This is a genomic window from Priestia sp. SIMBA_032 (assembly GCF_046535215.1).
Lineage (GTDB): Bacteria > Bacillota > Bacilli > Bacillales > Bacillaceae_H > Priestia > Priestia aryabhattai.
This window is the reverse complement of sequence record NZ_JAWRXD010001374.1, coordinates 1-243: the sequence shown is the minus strand read 5'-3', so window position 1 is coordinate 243 and position 243 is coordinate 1. Positions and strand designations below refer to the sequence as shown.

Annotated in this window: 1 pseudogene; it reads left to right on the top strand. The window is 32.9% G+C overall.

Annotation, left to right across the window (positions count from 1 at the left end):
- A pseudogene (locus SB717_RS38830) lies at positions 1-243 on the top strand (UDP-glucose 6-dehydrogenase); the annotation flags it as partial.

Genomic DNA, 243 nt, shown 5'->3' with positions numbered 1-243 from the left:
CATATGAGAATAATGCTTTAACTTTTACATCAAATAAAGAAGAGGCATTTGATGATGTAGAGTTTATATTTATTGCAGTTGGAACACCATCTTTATTAGATGGGACGGCGGATTTAACGTATATTCAGAGTGCTTGTAAAGATATTGGATTATATGCGACAAACGATATTATTGTTGTTACGAAAAGTACAGTTCCAGTAGGTACAAATGATGTAATGAAGGGATGGATTGAGGGGAATTTAA